Here is a 17,004-nt window from a genome sequence, read left to right as displayed (position 1 = left end):
CCGGACCGCGCCTGGCACCTCATTTCCTATGACCACACCCATTCCCGATCCCCACGTCTACCTGCGCACCGTCGATCTGAACGAGCGCACGTCGCTGTCCGTGCTGGCCGGCCATGTCCGGGCCCAGGCGCACATACTGGATCTGGGTTGCGGCAGCGGCGCGCTGGGCGCCTTTCTCGCCGAGCACAAGCAATGCGTCTGCGACGGCGTCACCCTGAGCCAGGAAGAGGCCCGCCATGCCGCGCCCTTTTACCGCCATGTCCATGTGGCCGACCTGGAGGACTGCGACCTGGACCAGCTCTTCGGCGACACGCGCTATGACTACATCGTCTGCGCCGACGTGCTCGAGCACCTGCGCCAGCCCGAGCGCATCCTGGCTGCCTGCCGCAAGCGGCTGACACCCGAAGGCCGTCTGCTGATCTCCGTGCCCAATGCAGGCTACAGCGGCCTGGTGGCAGAACTGCTGCATGGCGAATTCCGCTACCGCGAAGAAGGCCTGCTGGACCGCACCCACCTGCGCTTTTTCACACGGCGCTCGCTGTCGCGCTTTCTGGCCGAGCAAGGCTGGCAGGTGGATGACATCGACACCATCGAGCGAGCGCTACCCGAATCGGAATTCCGCGTCGCCTACGACAGCCTGCCCCCGGCCGTTACCCGCCACCTGCTGGCCACGCCGGATGCACTGGCTTACCAGTTCATCGCCAGTGCGGCACCCGCCGCCCAGGCGCTGCCCATCGAGCCGCCGCTGAACTACCCACAGGCGCATGCACTGTTCACGGCCCAGCTCTACATGGCGCGCGCTGGCCGCTATGAGGAAGAGAGCAAGCTCTCTACCACCGGCATCATTGGCCAGGCACGTCAGACATTGCGCTTTGCACTGCCCGACCACAACACTTCGCTGAGCCATCTCCGCCTGGACTTGGCCGACCGGCCGGGCTTCGTACATCTGCACCGGCTGGCCTTGCTCGATGCGCAAGGCGCCGTCGTCTGGCAATGGCTGCCCGAGGATTCGGACGCCGCCTTGCTGGGGCAACGCCCGCATCATCAGCTCGTGTGGAATGGACTTCATCCGGCAGGCGCCTTCTCGCTGATGCTGCTGCTGACCGGCGATGACCCTTGGTTCGAACTGCCCATTCCTGCAGAAACCCTGACCCCCCTGCGTGGCGCCTCGCTGGAGATCGAGATGGGATGGCCCATGTCGGCCGACTATCTGGCGCTGGCCGGGGCCGTGCAGCCGCTTGAGCGGCAGATCGCGCAGGAACGCAGCCGGGCCAATGATCTGCAGGACCAATGGCACACACAGCGCATGCTGCTCGAGCAGCGGCATGCGCAGGATATCCAGCAGCTGGAGGAACGCAGTGCTTCGATCCAGCGCCTGCAGCACCGCAACGCCCTGTTGGAAGACAGCCACCAATCACAGAGCAAGGAACGCGCCATCTGGCAACAGGAAGCCACCCGCGTACAGCGGGACTTCGCACGGCTGGAACAGCACCTGCGCGACATAGAGAACTCCACCGTCTTCCGGGCCACGCGCCCCCTCGTCCACGCCAAGATGCGCATTGACCGCCTGCTGGGCCGCACGCCAGTGCCTGTCCCCGTCCTCCATACACCCGTGCCCCAGCCGATGCCCCAGCAGCCCGTCGATGTGATCGTGCCCGTATACCGGGGGCTGGACGACACACGCAACTGCATCGAATCCGTTCTGGCCAGCCCCTGCCGCACGCACTGGCAACTCGTGGTCATCAACGATGCCAGCCCGGAGCCCGAAGTCACGGCCTGGCTGCGCGAGAAGGCTGCGCAGGAGCCCCGCATCACCCTGCTGGAGAACGAGGAGAACCTCGGCTTCGTCGGTACCGTCAACCGGGGCATGGCGCTGAACACCGCACATGACGTGCTGCTGCTCAACAGCGACACCGTGGTCGCCAATGACTGGCTGGACCGCATCCGCCAGGCCGCCTACGGCGATGCACGCATCGCCTCCGTCACGCCGTTCTCCAACAACGCCACAATCTGCAGCTACCCGCGCTTTTGCGAGGGCAACGACCTGCCGCCCGGCATGGACACGGCCGCCATCGACGCACTGTGTGCGCGCACCAATCCCGGCCAGGTGGTGGACGTGCCCACCGGCGTGGGCTTTTGCATGTACATCCGCCGCGACAGCCTGAACGCCGTCGGCCTGTTCGATACCGAGCACTTCGGCAAGGGCTATGGCGAGGAAAACGACTTCTGCCAGCGTGCCGCAGAGGCTGGCTGGCGCAACCTGCATCTGCTGGACACCTTCGTGCTGCACACAGGCGGCGTGAGCTTCGGAGAAAGCAAGAGCCCGCGCGAACGTGCCGCCATGGAAACCCTGCGCCGCCTGCATCCGCGCTACGAAGCCGATGTCATGGCCTTCGTCCAGGCCGACCCTGCGCGCACCGCACGCCTTGCGCTGGACGTGGCGCGCCTGCAGGCAGAGGCCGCACACCAGCCTGTGGTGCTGGCCGTGCTCCACGACCGGGCGGGCGGCACGGTGCGCCATGTGCGCGAACTGGCGCAGTTCCTGCAAGGCAAGGCGCTGTTCCTCATGCTCTCGCCAGCCGCAGGTGGCACCGTGGTATTGCGCCGTGCCGAGGAAAAGGAAGCATTCGAGCTCGCCTTCCGCATCGCCGACCAGATGGAGGAGCTGGTGCAGGCCCTGCGCCAGCTGGGCGTGGTGCATGTGCACTACCAGCATCTGCTGGGCCACAGCGAAGCCATCCTGGACCTGCCCGCCCGTCTGGGTGCGGCCCATGACTTCACGGCCCATGATTTCTATACCTACTGCAAGAACATCTCGCTGACCGGCATAGACAACCGCTACGTCGTGTCGCCCCGCGCGGGCGAGTGCGGCTGCTGCGAACCCACGGACACAGCCCCCTATGCCGGCACCGTGGCCCAGTGGCGCCATCGCAATGCGCTGCTGCTGAACAACGCTCGCCATGTGCTGGCCCCCAGCCAGGACACGGCCAACCGGATTGCCGGTTTCGTGCCCGGTGCCCGCGTCCAGGCAGTTGCCCACACCGACCTGCCGGCACAGCTGCCGGCCCCGGTGGCACACCCGCTGGCCGCCACGGCCCCGCTCAAGATCGTCGTACTGGGAGCCATGAGTGCCATCAAGGGGGCTGACGTGCTTGAAGCCGTGGCCATCGAAGCCGCCAAACGCGGAGCTCCTGTGGAATTCCATCTGCTCGGCTATGGCTACCGCAGCCTGCAGACCCAGCCGCGCGCACGCCTGACCGTGCACGGCGGCTACAAGGAAGAAGAACTGCCTGCTCTGCTGCAGTGGTTGCAGCCCGACCTGGCCTGGTTCCCCGCCCAATGGCCGGAGACCTACAGCTACACCCTGAGCGCCTGCCTGGCCGCCGGGCTACCGATCGTCGCGCCCGACATAGGGGCCTTTCCCGAAAGGCTGGCGGGCCGCGACTGGTCCTGGGTCATGCCCTGGGACGCCAGCGCCGCCCAATGGCTGGACTTCTTCGCGCAAATACGCGAACGCCACTTCATTGAAGGGCAGCCACCGCAGCAACCCACCGCGACAGGGAGGGCGGCCGCCCAGCCGGGAGCCACTTTCTATGGCGACGGTTATCTCCAGAGGCTGCAGCCGCGCGATCAGGCCCTGCTCCAGCCACTGGATGCGGCCTTCCTGGCCACACATCGCCTGCAACGCCAGGACCATGCGGCAAGATCTGGGGCCTTGATCCTGCTGGCCCATCTGCGCTCGCTACCCATCCTGCGCGGCGTGGCCAGGCGCATTCCCGCGCACTGGCAGCGCCGGGTCAAGAATTGGCTGCAGGCCTAGGCTGTGCCCCTCCAATGGCAGGCCAGCGCTTCAACCAACGCTTGGCCGCCTGAATGCAGGGGCGCTCCACACAATGCCAGGACAGCAGGGCCAACGCCAGGATCAGCCCCAAAGACAACAGCAAGCTGACCCACAGCGGCCATACCCTGCGCAGACACAGTTCAACGACGGCTTGCTGCACAGGGAAAGCGTAGATGTATACGCCATAGGACAAATCTGCGCGCCAACGGCTGCCAGCCTTCGGATTGCCCACGAAGGCCACATAGAGCGTCCCGCAGGCAATCAGGACCCAGACGGCAACCTGCCGCCAAAGCGCAACGTCAGCCAGCAATGCGCATACGATGGCGCCCAATGCAATTGCAGCCATCCATGCACGGGGACGAACGCGGTAGACTGCCATCGTGCTGCCCAGAAAAAACGGCACGCCAAAGCCACAGAAATCCCGCCATCTGAACAACTCGGCCACCGGACCACCTGTGGCGGCCAAGGCTTCATCCCACCCGCCGCTGCGGGCAAGTTGCCACGCAATCGCCAGCAGGAAAGCCGACAGGGGGTAAATCCAGCGGCGTCCACTGGCAAACCATGCCAGCGACGCCAGCAGCAGGTACATGAAAAGCTCGTAGCGTATGGTCCACAGCGAACCATTGACTGCGCGCGCAAACGGATTTGACTCGAACACACCTGGCAGGGTCTGGACGGTCGCCAAGCCCATCACATTGTTCAGGAAGTTGTTCCAGGTTCCTCGCGCGGCCCAGTATTCAGCAGACGGCATCGTGGTGACGGCCCAGCCCAGCACAAATACCGAAAACGCGACAGCTACCGCCAGACCCGGGAAGATGCGCATCAAGCGCTTCAGCCAAAAGGCGCGCCACATGGGTGCCCGCATCCAGCTCTCGCAAACCAGATAGCCGCTGATAAAGAAAAACACATAAACCGCCAACGACCCCAGGCTATGGCCCGGAAATGGCACGGGCAGATGGAGTCGATACAGAAAATCTCCGTGCGCGGCGAAGACGGCCAGAGCCGCCGCAAGGCGCAGAAGATCAAAGCGGTTGCCGATGCTTTGGGAATTCTCCATGCAGCATTAACCCCCTGCCAAATTCAAAAACGATGCGCCAGACGTTTGAAGCGCAAGGCGGGAGCCTCCACCAGATGCCAGGAGGCATAACCAGCAACCAACGCCAGCATGATCGCGGCCAGAAGGCTCCAGGCAAACGGCAAATGGGGCCACGTCGCCTGCACTGCCTGCTGTATCGGGCATCCCAATACATAGATGCCATATGAAGGGTCTCCTGCCCGGTGCAGCCAGGAAAAGACAGGGGCGCGCAAAGATCCAAGATAGACCAGAAGCGGAGGAAGCAGCAGCAGCCCCGCCGTGTGCTGAAGCTTCAATCCGAAGAACAGCACGGCAGACAACGGCAGCAGTACCAGCACCATCACACCGCCGTGCTCAGCAAACCGCTGTTGCCACAAGGCAAGCAGACTGCCGAAGGCAAAGTAGGCAGGATACTCAAACCAATGCCGCATTGACCCTGTCAGGTCCGCATTTCTCATTGCCAAAAAGAAGGCCAGATAGGCCAGAAGCAAGGTACATGCCAATGGCCTCCAGCGGAAAACCCCCAGGGCGCCCGCACCCACAAGGACGGCGTAGCACAACAGCTCCAAGGGAATCGTCCATAAAGGGCCATTCATCAGTCCTGCCAGTGGATTTGCAGGGAACACCCCAGGCATCACGACATAGGCCTTGACAAGCAAGAGATTGCGCCAATGCGCCAGCGTTTCCGGATGAATCAGGAATTCGCCCAGTGGCAATGACGTGAAGATGGGACCGAACAGAAATACGCCCAACAAGACGGCGACAAGCATGCCTGGCCAAAGTCGCAGCAACCTCTTGAAAACGAATGCCAGAACCCGAGGATCGCGCAACCAGCTCAATGTGACAAGAAAGCCGCTGATGCTGAAAAAGGTCATCACAGCCACTCCGCCCACCATGTCTGCGTGCAGCCACCCGGGAGGCTTGGTGCCCGTGATGTGGAAGTGATGGCTGAATATCACGGCAGACGCTGCAGCCATGCGCAACACATCAAAGCCATTGTGATGCGCAGGCCGCGCCGTGAGGCCAGGAGCACTCATCGCAAGCTCAGCTCTTGCCCAACAAAAGCAAAATCTCGTTGTTGCGCAGCCACTCCTCGGGATAGCGCCCCGCCAGCGCCTCGGGAATGGCCATGTCCACCTGGCGCCGCTCCTCGCGCAACACCTCAAAACCGGCCTGACGAGCGATATCGACCAGCTCGTCTGCCGTCAACCGGTTCAGCGCCTGGTACTCCTTGAAGACAAAGCGCTTGTAGCCATCGACACCGAAATCGGCAAAGCCGAAGTCCACCTCGGCGGCGTCCAGCGGACCTTCATGCTTTTCGATGATGCTCCACAGTTCCTCCTCCGACGCCAGCAAGTGGTGCCAGGGCACATCGTCGTAGCGGCGCAGGTGCGAGCCCCAGGGAGAATGAAACAAGGGCTCGATCTGCAGGAAGAACACGCCTCCCGGGCGCAGGCAGGCATGCAGGTCGGACAGGATCGGCAGCACCTTGTCGCGCTGCACATGCTCGAAGGTAGACCAGCTGAGCAATCCGTCATAGTTCGCATGCCGGCCGGCCAATGGCGAATTCGGCACGATGGTCTCGAAGCTCAGCGCAGCGGGAATACGCGACATGCCCAACTGCTCGCGTGCAATGCGCGGCAGCTTGGCGTACTCCTGGCGGATATCGATGCCATGGATGGAGGTTGCGCCATGGCGCAGCACCAAAGCCAGATCGGTGATGCCATCGCCACATCCGAAATTCAGCAACCTGGCCTTGGACAAATCCAATGACTGTCCCAGCCAGTCATGGGCCAGATCCGCTGCATAGTTGAAATGCGCACGAAACCACTCATCGGTGATCTTGCCGGCATCCCATGGCGCCAGGCCGAACAGCCTCTCCTGCAAACGCAGCATCCAACTCATGCAATCGTCCTCTTTGTTCTATATACAGCCCTGCCAGCGCTCACAGCCGCTGAAGCACATAGGCATCCTGGTGGTTCCAGAAATGCACAAGTGATCGATGGCGCAGCGCATCGGCGCCCCAGGTTTCGGCAATGCGATCCAAGACGAATTGCTCGGAAGTGAACGCCGTTCCATACTCATTGGCATCGATGGCATTCGACTCGCTGGACGGGGCAAAGAAAAATCCCTCGTCATCCAGCTTCACGCTGTCGAAATCTGCGGCCTTCATGCCGTGCGTGCTGAAAACCAGCAACCCGCCAGGAGCCACCGCATCACGCAGCACCTGCAGCCAGCGCGTCCAGGTCGAGCGCGGCAGATGGCTGAACAGCGAGAGCACGAACACCAGTTCGTACTGCTGCGGCCAGCGTACCTGCTCCGGCACGCTGGCCGAAGCAAAGCCCTTCACGCCGAAGGTCTGCTGCGAAAAATCCACAGCATCGACCACGATGTCCGAGACTGTGACCCGTTCCGCCCCCAGCGCCTTGACCAGGTGCCGCGTAAAGCGGCCGTGACCGCTGGCGAACTCCAGGACGCTGGCCGTACGCAGCAAGGGCTTGTCCACAGCCTCCAGCAGCAGCATCAGCTCCGACAGCGTGCGCCAACCGTCGGCGAAGTAGTCGCGCAGGGGATTCAGGCTGGAAGGGTGGCCGCAGAAAAATCCGAAAATATCGTCCTGGGGCGAAATCCGGCACTCCAGCCCCATGATGTTGGAGAACGAGCCCACAAGGCCATGGGCCTCGATCAGTTCATGCGCCTGAAGCAGCGTATCGCGCTCGCTGCGGGCCCGCATCAGGACCTGCGCTGCTCCAGCCAAGTCTCCTTGAACCAAAAGCTGCTGCGCCTCAAGCAACAGTCGCTGTCCTTCACTGGTTATCGCGGGAGAAGAATTCGTTGTATTCATCGGTATATCAAAAATTGCGGGAGAGGCTTTGCCGCCGATCTCAGCTCACCAGGCGTCTCAACCCGGGAATCGAAAAAAGAGTCAGCGAGGTCAGGGCAGACAAGGCAAACACCACCAGCGTCAGCACTGGCCAGTATCCGCCTGCCTGCGGCAGGCCATAGCCCCAGCGCGCCAGCATGTCGATCCAGAATGGGTGAATGGCATAGATGCCCAGGGTCGCCTTGCCCAGGTGGTTGACCCAGGCGGGCACGGCTTGAGGCGGCAGGCGCAATGCCAGCAAAAACACCGAGAAAGTCAGCAGCATCGCAAAGGGGCTACGGTTGCTGTAGAAAAGCACGAAGGCCCAATCCTTGAGCACCGGATAGGCCCCCGCCACGCCAACCGCCATGCCCGCAACACCCAGCACTACACCGGCCACAAGCTGCCAAGTGGCAATGCGCACCGGACGCCGCAGCAGATAGTAGCCACCCAGGAAATAGACAACAAACAAGGGTGCCAGACCGATGAAACTGGCGTGTGATGTCTTTTGCAGCGTCTGAGCGATGGAGGCAAACCAGGTCATCCCTGCCGCCACCATCAAAAGGTGACGCCAGCCTGGCCCCTCCCCCACGCCCAGGACCGCGTAACGCATGGCCGGCATCATCAGATAAAGGCCCAGCATCATGTACATGAACCACAGGTGGTACCAGGGGCTACCCAGCACGACATCCTGCACGATACCGGGCCAGGTGATGCCGCCCCACATCCATTCACGCCAGGCGAAATAGAACACCGACCAGAACAGCAGTGCAGGCAGCAGGCGGGACAATCGCTGGCCGACAAAACCCCAGGGATCACGCTCTGCAGGACGCGCCAGCAATACGGCTCCCCCGACCATCACGAACATCGAGCTGCCGAAACGCCCTGCCGCATCGCCAATATTGGCCACCCACCAGCCCAGGCTGTGCACGTCTACCTGAGAGACCCGCAGAACCGCCGTGTGCACCATGATCACGGCGAACGATGCCAGCACCTTGAGCAAATTCAAGCGCGGATCAACGCCCCTCCTCGCTTCGCCGGTGGGTGACGCGTGCTGCTGCAATCGTGCCGACTCCTGCGCCATCGTTCAGCTCCAGTGATGAGGAAGGCGCACAAGCCCTGGCAACGGCTTTGGGAAGATAAAGCGCAGATGCAGGAACTGGAACCACTCGTCATAAACGGCAAGTCCCGTCTCATCGAACAGGAAGGCACTGATCACATAGTCCCCGCTGTGCAAAGGCAACTCGGGAAAGGTCAGCACCGTCTGCCAGCTTCCGTCCGGCAGTTGCCGCGGGAACGCATTGTCTTCGTGGGTGGCCAGCGATGTGATTCCCACGCCTTTGGATTGCTCGATCATGAAGCCTATGTGCGGCCGCTCATTGCCACGCCCTCGCGCCGTGATGGTGACCACCAGATCCTGGCTCTGCAGCAGTCCAGGTTGGTCGCCCACGGGCTCCGCAAGGTCCTTCACATCCACCGACAGGATGCAGGCCGTGCCGCTGTCCACCGCAGCCACGGGGCTTGCAGGAGACGCCGTGGCCTCGCATGCATTTTCCTCCTCATGGCCCGGCACCCGCGGCGCGACCGCGCCCTCCAGCGCAAGCTGCTCACGCTCCTGGCGTTCGCGGGTATGCAGATCGTAGGCGGCCAGCACCGGCTCGGTATCGCCGAACTGTGCCACCTGCCCACCGCGCAGCCACAGCGCAGCATCACAGAGATGGCGAATGTGATACGGACTGTGGGAGCAGAACAGGATGGTGCAGCCGCTGTTGCGGAACGCCATGATGCGCTCTATGCACTTCTTCTGGAAATGCTGGTCGCCCACGGCAAGAGCCTCGTCGATGATCAGCACATCAGGCTGCACCGCCGTCACCAACGCAAACGCCAACCGAACGGTCATGCCTGACGAATAGGTCTTGACCGGTCGCTCCATCGCCTCGCCCAGCTCGGCAAAGGCAGCAATCTCAGGCTCCAGCTCGCGCATGCGTTCAGGACTGATGCCGATCAGGCTACCGCCGAAATACAGATTGTCCCGGCCGCTGAAATCAGGATGGAAGCCCGCGCCCAACTCAAGGATGGCCGTCACCCGGCCCACCCGCTCGATCGTTCCGAAACTGGGCTGCAAGGTGCCCGCCAGCAGCTTCAGCAGCGAGCTCTTCCCCGCACCGTTATCTCCGATCACGCCAATGCACTGGCCGCGGCGCAGTTCGAACGACACATCACGCAGCGCCCAATGGCTACGGTGCGTGGCAGCGCCCGTCAGCAGCGCCTTGAACCGTGCACGCGGCGACGGGTAAAGCTTGTATTCCTTGCCCAGGTCACGCACGCGCAGGACCAGATCTTCGGGCAGCTCGACATGCTTGGCGTTCATAGCCAGTCCACCAATTGATCGCGGCTGCGCCGCACCAGGCCGTTGAGCAGCACGGCCAGCACCAAGAGCCATGCGACAAGCGCCACCCACACGGAGGCCTGCGGCCACAATCCCTGAAGCAACACGTTCTGGTAACCCAGCACCAGCGCCGTCATGGGGTTGGCCCAGAGCACCCAGCGCCACCGCTCAGGAAACAAGGCCAAGGGAAACAGAATGGGTGACAGATAAATCCCCACCGACAAAAGGAAGGTCACCAGCTGGCCTACGTCACGCAGCGCCGCCGTCAGGATGGCCAGTGCATAGGCCAGCAACGCGCACAGCAGCAACTGCCCCAGCAGCAGCGGTACCAAGGCCAGCATCGATGCGTTCAATCCATGCTGCGGCAGATAGGCCAGAGCCACCAGCACGAGCAGCGGCCCGAAAATCACGCTGCTGGCCAATACGGCGCGCAGGGGGAAGAGCACAGGTGGCAAAGGATTCTTCTGCAGGATGCCGCCCGCCTCGACAAGACTGTTCATGCCGCGCGACGTGGCATCGCAAAACGCCATCCAGGGCAAGGCGCCCACGACCAGGAACGCACCCACGGCATGCGTGGGCGCGTTGTCCCCCAGGCGCATGGAGAACACCACGTCGAAGACAAGATAGTAGGCAGCCACCGTGAGCAGCGGCTGCAGATAGGGCCAGAGCACGCCAGCGGCCGTGCCTGCATGGCGAGCCGCCACCTCGCGCCGGGTCATCACCCACAGCAGGCTGCGGGCCTGCCACAGCGCGCGGCATTCGCCGAGTAAAGAGTACATGCGTTGTAAAGCAAAAGCGCCGCGCCCCAGAAACGGTAGCGCAGCACTTCATTCATGCCAAACCTGCGATTTTCGCGCATTACACACGCAATGTGTCACTGCCGCATGGGCAGCTTGCGCAAAGATTGTCAGTTTTTGCAGCCGCAAGACAGTGCCACGCGGCCCCTGTGGCGCTCAGCGCTTGCCTAAACCCGCGCTGAAGGCGCGGATTGCCTCGGCATCAATCTTGCCCTTACCTTGCAGCTTCTCGACTTCTGCATCGATTGCATCCTGCACGGCCTTGTTGCGCACTTCGGTCAGCAGCTGCTCCCTAACCTCGGAATAGGGCTTCACACCGGCAGGACGGCGCTCCTCAAGACGAAGAATATGGTAACCAAACTGGGTCTTGACCGGCTCGCTGAGCTCACCAGAGGTCTTGAGTGCAAAGGCCACTTTGTCGAATTCGGGAACCATGCGCCCAGGCTCGAAAAAACCCAGATCTCCACCCTTGGCTCCGCTGCCCTTGTCCGCAGAATTCTCCTTGGCCAGTTCGGCAAAGTCAGCACCTTTCTTGAGCTGGGCCAGCAGCTCATCTGCCTTGGCTTTTGACTCTGGCTCAGCGCCAGCAATCAGAATGTGGCGCACATGAACCTGATCCAAGTGCTCAAAGCGCGCGGGGTTCGCGTTGTAGACATTGCGAGCCTGCGCCTCTGCCAACTGGTCAGGCAGCTTGTGCTTGACCTGCATCTGCTGCAGCCACGCATCCGACAGAACCTTGTCCCGCGCCAGCTGCAATGCAGCTGCAACATCGCCCTGCTTCTGCAGACCTTGCGTTTGCGCCTGATCCGCCAGCGCACGACGCACATAGAGGTTGGAGACAACCTGCTCAACCTTCTTGGGATCGGCGAGCAACTGGCTGCGCAGCGGCTCAGGAACGCGCTGGGCATCCGCAGTCACGTCAGCTGCGGTAATCCTGACACTCCCATCCATCAGGGCCTTGCCATCATCGGCCCAAACCGAGGAGTTCAACAGGCCACCCGCAAACAGTGCGACAGCTATCGAAGCTCGTGGCAGGAAAGGAAAAACAGACTTGGTCACTTGCATGGTTGGTATGTTCTCTCGATACAAATAAAAAAAGCGGGACTTGCGTCCCGCTTTTTTGAGTGCTACTTAGCGTGTAAGTTGCTTGCCTAGGCAAACAATTTACTTCACGTAGCGGTGGGGCCAGGTGATGCCGTAGGTGCCGGAGAAGTTAGCACCAGCACCGGGGTTGGTCAGCTTCAGGAAAGCGGAACCGATCACGGGCAGGCCAACGCCGCCGTTGGTCACGTCGACATTAGCCCAGCCGCGGTTGAAAGCGGAAGCGCCAGTGTCTTGACGAGCAACGGTAGCACCCAGAACCGAGACACCGCTATCAGCGAAGCTCAGAACGCTGGTTTCGCCGCAGAAGCGAGCTTGAGCGACTTCACCAGGCGACAGGATGGCGCCGGATTCGATGGCTTGCTCTTCACGGCCATAGAAGGCTTGACCAGCAGCGTTCACGCAGATCTTGGCGTCAGCACGGGCTGCCGTCACTTCGGTGTTGCTGCTGTGGAAGAAGGCAGTAGTAGAGCCATCACCCAGGATGCCTGCCGAGAACACGGAGACTGCGGGCACCGTGGTGTCCGAACCCTTGTAATCCAGCGCAACGCTGTAACGGCGTGTGGGCATGGAGAACACCCAGTCAGTCTTGCCGGAGACGCTGGCGTCGTTGGCGTACTGATTCATCACGCTACGGGTTGCCAGAGCGTTGGACAGCGAGGCAGCCTGAACCAGAGGAGCGGTTTCAACAGTTGCGGGAGCCAGGTAAGGCGTCGACATGTCAGGCAGGTCGTACAGGCCAGCAGTGATCACCGCAGTGGTGATCGTGGTGCCGGAGATCACACCAGTGCTGCTCTTGGTAGTACCAACAGTAGCACCCGTACGGAACAGCGGGTCGGCCGTAACGTTGTTCACCACTGCCGAGCCAGCAGCAGATGCCGCCTTTTGCGGGAACAGCACGAAGTTGCCACGTGCGGCAGCGCGAGCAGCGTTAACAGCTGTCAGAGCAGTTGCAGCGCCCGAGAACGTCGTGGTCTGGGGCACATTCATGATGTACCAGTCGCCCATCAGACCGGTCGTGGGCGTAGCCAGACCAGCACCAGCTGCTGCAAGTTCCGTCGTGTAGTCAGTGTTGAGCACAGCGGGGTTCAGAACCGTGCTGTCGCAAGCTGCCACGCCAGAGCTGTTGTGCTTGATGGTCTTGTACAGAGCCGATTCAGTGCCGCGGACATTGGCGTTCGGGATGTCAGCCATGTTGAAGATTTCAACATAGCCTTCACGCGTACCGGCAGCCTTGCCTTCGGTCGACAGCTTGGGGTTCAGACGGTTGGTGCTGGCCTTGAAAGTGCCGATGCCGTTGGCTGTCTTGCCGGTCAGGGCAGGCAGCGTGCAGGTGTTGTCGGAGCTGGTCAGTTGCAGGATGCCATCGGCACCTTGCGTGACGGCAGCGGTCCACACGTCTTGGGGCGACAGGAAGACTTGGAAGTCCATCAGGTCGTCAGAGTTGGCGGCGCCGCGGAAACGCACCTTGACGGCCTTGCCGTTCTGGGTGTCGGTGTTCACCAGGTGCAGAACGGTCATGTTGCCGTTTTGCGCGTTGAAGTAAGGCACCACCAGGTTGTGGCCCGTGCCGCCTTCGGACACCACGAAGTCCGTAGCGTTGGAAGCACCCAGCACAGTAGCGGAAGGAGCAGCGCCGGTACCGACGATCACACCAGCCGAAGCCGCGCCTGCGAAGCCCAGGCCACCAACCATGGCAGCAATGCTCAGGGCCAGAACATTTTTCTTCATAAGAACTATCTCCAGTAAAAAAGATAAGGTAGTTGCAACCACCACGATTGATCGCCGAGGAATCGTAGCACAGCCAGTTCAGCCCCTCTGTGGCTTTTTAGAGGCGCTCAAGAGCAGTTTTGCGAAAAAAACAACACTTGCCTGACTTTGCGCCGGTATACAGGGACGGCGAATTATCCCTGATATTTACTTTTGTGCACAAGGAAAGCCCTGCAGGCGGGGCTCAAGGCAGGAACAGCCACCACTGCCCATCTTCGCTCACCCAGGTCTCAGTGACGCTCATTGGGACCTGGGCATTGCTCATCATCGGCACCAGAGCCGTGAAGTTGCGCCTTACCACGCAGCGTGTTGGCTCGCACGTGGCAGACAACAGCTCCCCTCCCTGGAGCGTCGTGGCAGCGCCGTTCTCAAGGCGGAATCGGTCTTTGTCCTTGACGGCACGGTATGACGGAGGCAGATACCCGTAGGCCTTGTCCACATCTCCGGCCTGGCGGGCCTTCAGATATTCCGACGAACGCTTGGTCACGGCGCCTTCCGGTCCCTGGCCCGAGGTCGTGGCACATCCACCCAGGACTGCAGCACAGACCAATCCCACACCACACATCAGCCAGCGCGAGCGGCGCTCAACCAAAGAAGTAAATGTCGAGTTTTTCATAAGGTTTTTTCTCTCCAAAAAAGAGGGTTGGAGGTTCATGCCCCTCGAATGTTCCGAATTCTTCATCGCAAAGCCGGCGTGAGCGGCCCAACCTCCACCGAGGCCTTTGAAGAGCCACCAGAAGTCACGGACGACGAAGACGGCGATTTCAGAATGGGTGCCAAGGCACGCATCTGCTCACGCAGATCATCGCTGACCTCACGCACGTCGATGTCCGTTCGCACCACACGAGGGGTGATGATGACGATCAGTTCGGTTCGTGCACCCGAGTTGTTGGTGGAACCAAACAGGTTGCCGACCACGGGCAAATCATACAAATAAGGTATCCCCGAACGGCCCTCACTCGAATTCTCCTGAATCAGGCCACCCATGACGATGGACTCCCCAGACCGCACAGCCACACGGCTCGATATCTGCCGCTGCAAGAACGCACGTTGTTGAGTCACTTCATCCCTGGCTCCCACATCTGTCACGGATTGATTGACTGTCATAGTGACAAGATTTCCGGCATTGACAGAAGGGACAACCTGCAAATTTACCCCTGTGTCCTTGTAGGAAAAATTGTCGATGGTGGTCCCCGAAGTACCAGTCACGGTGGTGCCGGATTTGTAGGGCTGCTGCGTACCGACGGCGATAGCCGCCGGATGGTTATCCAGCACCATCAAAGTGGGACTAGCGACCACCTTCACTTGGGTCTTGCCCGCCAGAGCAGTCAGCACGGCTTTGATATTGCCCAGGGAGTTTTTGAGCGTGTAGTTAAAGCCCTGCCCAAGGCTCAAATCGGCCAATCCTCCTGTGGCAGCGTCCAAGGCTGCAGCACCGGGCGGGCGGCCGTCCCCACCTTGACCCAACACCCCACCATTCCCGCTATAGCCTTTATTGCCCACATCGCCGCTAAAGGCCCACTGCAATCCGTAGCGCAATGTGTCATTGAGGGTCACTTCTACAATGCTGGCCTCGATCAACACCTGAGTGGGCGGCAGATCCAGCTTCTTGAGTGACGCTTCAATGCGCTCGTACTCTGCGGGCGTGCCCCAGACAAGAACGGAGTTGTTGAGCTCATCCGCCATGACCCGGACGCTGCCCAACGTGGCAGTGACCGAGCCTGTACCTTGGCCGACGCCCGTCTGGTTGCCGAACCCGGATGTCATGCCGGACCCGAACCGCTGACCCGAATTCGAGCCGAAGCCACTATTGCCGAAGCTGCCGCTGCTGCCAAAACCGCTGTTGCCGAAGCTGCCGCTGCTGCCAAAACCGGTATTGCCGAAACTGCTGCCACTGCCAAAGCTGTTGTTACCGAAGCCGCTGCTGCCAAAGCCCGAGGCTCCCGATGTGGACGTTCCCAGCCCGGGGGCAACTCCACTGTTCGCCGTGCTGCCAGAGGAGGCGCCGCCGAAGATTCCTGCCAAAACGCCGGCAAGGTGCTTGGCATTGCCGTTCTGAACACGGTAGATGTTCAATTGCGGCTGCGATCCGCCCGAGCCGGGCTGGTCAAGCTTGGTCAGCCAGCGCCGCGCTTCGTCGAGATAGGCGGCACGCGGAGTGATCACGATCACGCTGTTGAGCCGCTCAATGGGGATGATGCGCAAGGCGCCGAACATCGGGTTGCCTTCGGTCAACGCCGTCGCAGCACCTGCGCCAGCTGCTGCCGCAGCGGCGCCCGGCCGGGCGGCTCCTGCCGAAACGCCAGGCGCTGCGGGCGCCGATGCCCCCGCTCCTCCGCCGTTCATGACTTGCAGCGCAAGGCTGACTTCCTGGATGGACACATACTTGAGAGGAAATACGCCCACGGACATGCCTTCGAGAAGGTTCACGTCAAATGTACGCACCATGTCCAGCCACCCCTCGGCCTGTGCCCGTGAACCTGACATGACAAGCAGGTTGCGGATGTTGTCCACACGCAAGATGGCATCACCTGGCACCATGGGCCGCAGAATGGCAGCCATTTCATTGGCGCCTATATATTGCAGCGGCACGATGATGACGCCATAGCCCGGCGCCAGCGGCGTGGTGGGCGATGCCTGTCGAACAGTCGCGCCTATGCTCTTGAGCGCATCCACCCGACCCACATGGTAGGTGCCGCGTGCATCGCGCACCATTGCCATGCCATTGGCCTGCAGCGCCGTCTCAAGCAAGTTGAGCGCCTGATCGGCTGGAATGTTGTTGCGTGTGCTGAGAGTGATCGTGCCCGAGATGGGCGGATGAAGCACATAGTCGAGCGAAAGAATATCGCCCATCACTGTGCGAACCACCTGCGCCAGCGGGGCGTCCTCGAAATTGAGCTTCACAGGAGAACCCGTCACAGGGGGCAGGGTCTTGGCCTCGCCCAGCAGTTTTCCTGTTCCCTCAAGAATCCGTGGCTGGGGCGACTGCACCGAGGCATCCGGCTTTTTACTGCCCTGCTCCTCCTCAGGGAGAAACACATAGTCCCCCTGGGCCAGATCGCTGCGGAAATGATTGACAAAATTGTTCTTGGGCTGCGCACAGGCCAGCAGCAACTGGCACACGGCCAGTGCCAATACGGTTCGGATAGGACGATTAGGCAGTTGCAT

At 61.5% G+C, this 17,004-nt stretch carries 12 protein-coding genes; 1 reads left to right on the top strand and 11 read right to left on the bottom strand.

Annotated elements, in window-relative coordinates; translation table 11 throughout:
- Positions 1 to 28 precede the first annotated feature (28 nt).
- On the top strand, positions 29 to 3,820 hold the full coding sequence (locus tag BW39_RS03710) for a methyltransferase domain-containing protein (protein WP_043819890.1): 3,792 nt from the start codon (positions 29 to 31) through the stop codon (positions 3,818 to 3,820).
- On the opposite strand, the gene BW39_RS03705 is transcribed toward BW39_RS03710, so the two are convergent.
- From BW39_RS03705 to gspD, 11 genes are all read right to left on the bottom strand, one after another.
- Positions 3,798 to 4,898: an acyltransferase family protein gene (locus BW39_RS03705; RefSeq protein WP_043819889.1), complete on the bottom strand. Its 1,101-nt coding sequence runs from the start codon at positions 4,896 to 4,898 to the stop codon at positions 3,798 to 3,800. The genes BW39_RS03710 and BW39_RS03705 overlap by 23 nt on opposite strands.
- Positions 4,899 to 4,921: 23 nt before the next feature.
- Positions 4,922 to 5,953, bottom strand: a complete 1,032-nt coding sequence (locus tag BW39_RS03700; RefSeq protein ID WP_043819888.1) for an acyltransferase family protein — start codon at positions 5,951 to 5,953, stop codon at positions 4,922 to 4,924.
- Positions 5,954 to 5,960: 7 nt separating this feature from the next.
- Positions 5,961 to 6,821, bottom strand: a complete 861-nt coding sequence (locus BW39_RS03695) for a class I SAM-dependent methyltransferase (protein WP_043819886.1) — start codon at positions 6,819 to 6,821, stop codon at positions 5,961 to 5,963.
- Between the two features lie 40 nt (positions 6,822 to 6,861).
- The gene (locus tag BW39_RS03690; protein WP_043819882.1) at positions 6,862 to 7,761 is read right to left on the bottom strand and encodes a class I SAM-dependent methyltransferase; all 900 of its coding nucleotides are present in this window, start codon (positions 7,759 to 7,761) and stop codon (positions 6,862 to 6,864) included.
- A 40-nt stretch (positions 7,762 to 7,801) separates the two neighbouring features.
- Entirely contained in the window at positions 7,802 to 8,863 is a 1,062-nt protein-coding gene (locus BW39_RS03685; protein WP_081816120.1) for an acyltransferase, read from the bottom strand.
- A gap of 3 nt (positions 8,864 to 8,866) precedes the next feature.
- Positions 8,867 to 10,150 (bottom strand): ABC transporter ATP-binding protein, encoded by a 1,284-nt coding sequence (locus BW39_RS03680; RefSeq protein WP_043819877.1) that lies wholly within the window; start codon positions 10,148 to 10,150, stop codon positions 8,867 to 8,869.
- Positions 10,147 to 10,947: an ABC transporter permease gene (locus tag BW39_RS03675; RefSeq protein ID WP_043819875.1), complete on the bottom strand. Its 801-nt coding sequence runs from the start codon at positions 10,945 to 10,947 to the stop codon at positions 10,147 to 10,149. The genes BW39_RS03680 and BW39_RS03675 overlap by 4 nt, the downstream gene beginning before the upstream one ends.
- Before the next feature lie 174 nt (positions 10,948 to 11,121).
- The gene (locus BW39_RS03670) at positions 11,122 to 12,030 is read right to left on the bottom strand and encodes a peptidylprolyl isomerase (RefSeq protein ID WP_052155272.1); all 909 of its coding nucleotides are present in this window, start codon (positions 12,028 to 12,030) and stop codon (positions 11,122 to 11,124) included.
- 99 nt (positions 12,031 to 12,129) lie between these two features.
- Positions 12,130 to 13,797 (bottom strand): hypothetical protein, encoded by a 1,668-nt coding sequence (locus BW39_RS03665; protein WP_052155271.1) that lies wholly within the window; start codon positions 13,795 to 13,797, stop codon positions 12,130 to 12,132.
- 223 nt (positions 13,798 to 14,020) lie between these two features.
- A complete protein-coding gene (locus BW39_RS03660; protein ID WP_235264145.1) occupies positions 14,021 to 14,491 on the bottom strand; it encodes a hypothetical protein in 471 nt (156 codons plus the stop codon).
- 23 nt (positions 14,492 to 14,514) lie between these two features.
- The gene (gene gspD / locus BW39_RS03655) at positions 14,515 to 17,004 is read right to left on the bottom strand and encodes a type II secretion system secretin GspD (protein ID WP_043819873.1); all 2,490 of its coding nucleotides are present in this window, start codon (positions 17,002 to 17,004) and stop codon (positions 14,515 to 14,517) included.

The organism is Delftia sp. RIT313 (genome assembly GCF_000632165.1).
Classification (GTDB): Bacteria; Pseudomonadota; Gammaproteobacteria; order Burkholderiales; family Burkholderiaceae_C; genus Comamonas; species Comamonas acidovorans.
This window is presented reverse-complemented; position numbering and strand designations above follow the sequence as displayed.